This is a genomic window from Streptomyces sp. NPDC002690 (assembly GCF_053592415.1).
The window spans coordinates 1-4,332 of record NZ_JBSFVR010000489.1 but is presented as its reverse complement, the minus strand read 5'-3'; the positions used below and the strand labels follow the sequence as shown (position 1 = coordinate 4,332).

The 4,332-nt window shown below is 72.9% G+C and carries 3 protein-coding genes; all 3 read right to left on the bottom strand.

What is annotated here, in order from left to right; genetic code table 11:
- Positions 1-249: 249 nt before the first annotated feature.
- The 3 genes from fomD to ACWD3D_RS33860 all read right to left on the bottom strand — a co-directional run bounded on the left by fomD (position 250) and on the right by ACWD3D_RS33860 (position 3,895).
- The gene (fomD, locus tag ACWD3D_RS33870; RefSeq protein ID WP_451464544.1) at positions 250-936 is read right to left on the bottom strand and encodes a cytidylyl-2-hydroxypropylphosphonate hydrolase; all 687 of its coding nucleotides are present in this window, start codon (positions 934-936) and stop codon (positions 250-252) included.
- Positions 937-1,028: 92 nt separating this feature from the next.
- Entirely contained in the window at positions 1,029-2,432 is a 1,404-nt protein-coding gene (locus ACWD3D_RS33865) for a class II fumarate hydratase (RefSeq protein ID WP_451464543.1), read from the bottom strand.
- A gap of 158 nt (positions 2,433-2,590) precedes the next feature.
- Positions 2,591-3,895: a M18 family aminopeptidase gene (locus ACWD3D_RS33860; protein WP_451464542.1), complete on the bottom strand. Its 1,305-nt coding sequence runs from the start codon at positions 3,893-3,895 to the stop codon at positions 2,591-2,593.
- Positions 3,896-4,332 lie beyond the last annotated feature (437 nt).

Sequence of the window (4,332 nt, the reverse complement as noted above, 5' to 3'; positions counted from 1 at the left end):
GCCGCGCCGGCCGGGAGGGCGGCCGTGCGGGTGTGTTCACCCGCTGGTGCGAGCACCACGCCTCCACCCCCTCGTAGTGGCTTCCGCCTCCGTGCGGCCCTCGCGGGCTGCGGCCCGTGCGGGTTGGTACGGCGTGTGCGGTGTCGCCTGTGACATGCGGTCAGGACCGGTGGCCGATACGCGGGTTGTCGCGCACGGGCCCTCGGGAGGCTGATCCTACGGGCGCCCCCCACGGGTGGTTCAAGAGTCTCACGACGGTGTGCGCGCGCGGGTGCGGTCCCAGTCATCCGGCAGCGCCGGGACGGGCCAGGCCGGATCGGGCCGCCAGTGCTCCCAGCCGTCCCGGAACGGGGACCCCCACGCCTCGATCACCGAGACCGCCGCAAGCCCTGCCCGGCGCACCCGCCCGGCCGTCCCGGGGTCCATCAGGCCGACCTGCTGGGCCTGGGCGAACTCGTCCTCGTCGAGCCACTTCCAGCTCCGGTCGGGGTGCACCGAGATGTCGAGGAAGTGGTCTTCGGAATCGACTCCGGAACTCCAACGAGTGAGTGGCTCCTCGAAGTTGACATACCAGTTGCGGAAGACCCAGCCGCGGTCCCAGAAGAGCCAGACCGACCACGGCTCGCCGGGGCGCGCCAGCTTCAGCACGCCCATGCCCCACCAGGTGTAGTGGTCCGTGGTGTGCGGCACGGTGTAGCGGGTGGCGAGGGGTTCCGTGTGCACCTCGGCGCCGTTCGCGAGCACCGGCCGAACGCACTCGGTGCCCGGGGCCATCCATACGGCCAGGAGGTCCTCGGTGTCCTGGACGACCGTGACCGGGCGGCAGATGCGCAGCGGTGTCGCGTCCGCCGGCCCGTCGTCGGTGCCCTTGTCCCGGTAGCGCCAGAGGATGTGGTCCCCGGGTGCCCAGCGTGTGTGCTCTCCCGTACCTGCCATGAACAGATCTTACGGACGCCGCCGCGCGGGCGCTGCGATACGGATCACCCGGAGCCTCGCATCCCGACGGACCGTCAGACACGGCCCGGGCTTCACGGCCTGGTCATGCGCAGGACGTCGAGCGCCTCGTCCAGCTGCTCCACCGTCAGGTCGCCCCGCTCCACGTATCCGGAGGCGAGCACGGTCTCGCGGATCGTGGTGCCGTCGGCCAGCGACTTCTTGGCGACCTTGGCGGCTTCCTCGTACCCCAGGTACTTGTTCAGCGGAGTCACCACCGAGGGGGAGGACTCCGCGTAGGCGCGCGTCCGGGCGGTGTCGGCGGTGATGCCGTCCACCGTGCGGTCCGCCAGCAGCCGCGAGGCGTTGGCGAGCAGGCGTACGGACTCCAGCAGGTTCTTCGCGATGACCGGCATCATGACGTTCAGCTCGAAGTTCCCGGCCGCGCCGGCCGCCGCGACCGTCGCGTCGTTCCCCGTGACCTGCGCGGCGACCATCAGCACCGCCTCGGGGATCACCGGGTTCACCTTGCCCGGCATGATCGACGAACCCGGCTGGAGGTCGGGCAGCGCGATCTCGGCCAGTCCGGTGCGCGGCCCGGAGGCCATCCACCGCAGGTCGTTGCAGATCTTGGTCAGCGAGACGGCGACCGTACGCAGCTGCCCGGACACCTCCACCAGGCCGTCCCGCGAGCCCTGCGCCTCGAAGTGGTTGCGGGCCTCCGTCAGCGGCAGCCCCGTCGCCCCGGCGATCTCCGCGATCACCGCCGCGGAGAAGCCGGGCGGGGTGTTGATCCCGGTGCCGACCGCCGTACCGCCCAACGGGAGTTCGGCGAGCCGGGGGAGGGAGGCGCGCAGGCGCTCGACGCCGTAGGAGATCTGCGCCGCGTACCCACCGAACTCCTGTCCAAGGGTGACGGGTGTCGCGTCCATGAGGTGGGTGCGACCCGACTTCACCACCTGGGCGAACTCCCGGGCCTTGCGCTCCAGGGATGCCGCCAGGTGCTCCAGGGCCGGGACGAGGTCGGCGGTGACCGCGGCGGTGGCGGCGATGTGGATCGAGGAGGGGAAGACATCGTTCGAGGACTGCGAGGCGTTGACGTGGTCGTTGGGGTGCACGTCTCGGCCGAGCCGCTCGGAGGCGAGGGTGGCGATCACCTCGTTGGTGTTCATGTTGGACGAGGTACCGGACCCGGTCTGGAACACGTCGACCGGGAAGTGGTCGTCCCACCGGCCCTCCGCCACCTCGGCGGCGGCGTGGGAGATCGCCTCGGCAACCTCCGGGTCGAGCACCCCCAGACCGGCGTTGACCTTGGCGGCAGCCGCCTTGATCCGGGCCAGTGCCTCGATGTGGGCGCGCTCCAGACGCTGCCCGGAGACGGGGAAGTTCTCCACCGCCCGCTGGGTCTGCGCACGCCACTTGGCGTCCGCCGGGACCCTCACCTCGCCCATCGAGTCGTGCTCGACGCGGAATTCCGCCGGGTCCTGTGCATCGGTCATGTTGTTCGAACCTCCTGTGCGGTTGAGCGCGCGCCGTCGCGGGGCTATTCCCGCCCGGCCCGCTCCGGAGCCACCCTCTCCCGCGCCCGTACCCCGCGGCACGCGGCACGCGGGGTACGGGCGGGCGGCGGGGACGCGTGCGGGCGCGCGCCCGTCGCTCAGGCGGCCGTCAACACGGCGCGCAGGGCCGCCGCCAGATGTGCCGGATCCCGCGCCCCGCACAGCTCACGCGCCGAGTGCATGGAGAGTCCGGGCACCCCGACGTCCAGCGTGGTCACGCCGAGCCGGGCGGCGGTGAGCGGACCGATCGAGGTACCGCAGGGCATCGCGTTGTTGGCCGCGAAGGACTGCCACGGGATCTCGGCCCGGTCGCACGCCTCGCGGAACAACGCCACCCCGGTGCCGTCGGAGGCGTACCGCTGGTTGGTGTTGACCTTCACCGTGGGGCCGCCGTTCGGCAGCGGGAGGTGGCCGGGGTCGTGGCGCTCCTGGTAGTTGGGGTGCACGGCGTGGGTCATGTCGGCCGAAACGCAGAAGGAACCCGCCAGCGACCGCGCCCAGTCCTCGGCGGCGCCCCCGCGCGCCGCCACGGCGCGGGACAGCACCCGCTCCAGCAGCGGGCTCTGCGCCCCGGTCTGCGAGGCGCTGCCGACCTCCTCGTGGTCGAAGGCGGCCAGCACCGGGATGTAGCGGGGCGGTTCGACGGAGGTGGCGGTGTCCACCAGCGCCGTGACGCCCGCGTGCACGGACACCAGGTTGTCGAGGCGGGGCGAGACCACGAACTCACGCTCCACGCCCAGGTATCCGGGCGGCTGCACGTCGTGCAGCATCAGATCCCAGCCCAGCACGTCCGCCGGGTCCGCGCCGGCCGCCGCCGCGACCCGGCGCAGCAGCGCGCCCTCCTCGGGGGCGCCGAGCGACCACACCGGAGCCAGGTGGCGCTGAGGGTCCAGCAGCGCACCCTCGTTGACCTTGCGGTCGAGGTGGATGGCGAGCTGGGGTACGCGCAGCAGCGGTTCGTCGATGTGCACCAGCAGGTCGCGCGGGTTTCCCGGGGTGCCGCCGCGCAGGGTGAGCCGGCCACTGATGCCGAGGTCGCGGTCGAGCCAGGTGTTCAGCGGAATCCCGCCGTAGATCTCGACGCCGATCTGTCGCCAGCCCGCGCTTCCGGTGTCGGGGTTCGGTTTCACCCGCAGGTTCGGTGAGTCGGTGTGACAGCCGACGATCCGCAGCGGCGTGTGCACGGGCGCGTCCTCGGGGACGTACCAGGCGATCAGCGCGCCGGCCCGGGCGACGTAACAGCCGCCGCTCGTGCCGCTCCAGTCGTCGGTGCCGCGCAGTTCCCGGAATCCCGCCTTCGCCAGGCGCGTCACGGCACTCGCCACCGCGTGGTACGGGGAGGGGCTGGCGGCGATGAAGGCCAGCAGATCGTCGGTGTGGCTTCGGTGGGGGGCCGGCGTCATGCGTCGTCCGCCTTTCCGGTGGTGTGCGACCGCGAGGGTGGGGCACGGGGGGCTGTCGGCGATCTCCCCGCCGCTCGCGGTACGCGGGTGCGTCCGGCGCACACGGCCGTACGGGCGGTGGGGGCACCCGGCGGATCGGAGCCTGTCGGGTGACCAATGCCGCGAGGGGGCGGGCCGGGGCGTGGCCCGCCCGGTCGGAGGTCGTCCGACAGGCTCGGGGCCGGACGGGATCAACCCACCCCACCCCACCGGCACGGCGCAAGCCCGGCACCGGCCCCGATGCGGGGAAAGGGGCGGTGGTCCGGGCGTCGGCCGGCACCCGGACCACGGTGGAAGGCGTCGCACCGGCCACCGCGCGCCGCACCGGACCGTCACCGCGTACCGCTCCGGCCCCAACACCCGTGACGGGGCCCGGCGTCAGGGGAGTACGGACGGGG

Excerpts from the sequence above, each read along its gene's own strand:
- fomD (WP_451464544.1), bottom strand. The coding sequence starts at position 936 with ATGGCAGGTACGGGAGAGCACACACGCTGGGCACCCGGGGACCACATC.
- ACWD3D_RS33860 (WP_451464542.1), bottom strand. The coding sequence starts at position 3,895 with ATGACGCCGGCCCCCCACCGAAGCCACACCGACGATCTGCTGGCCTTC.
- ACWD3D_RS33865 (WP_451464543.1), bottom strand. The coding sequence starts at position 2,432 with ATGACCGATGCACAGGACCCGGCGGAATTCCGCGTCGAGCACGACTCG.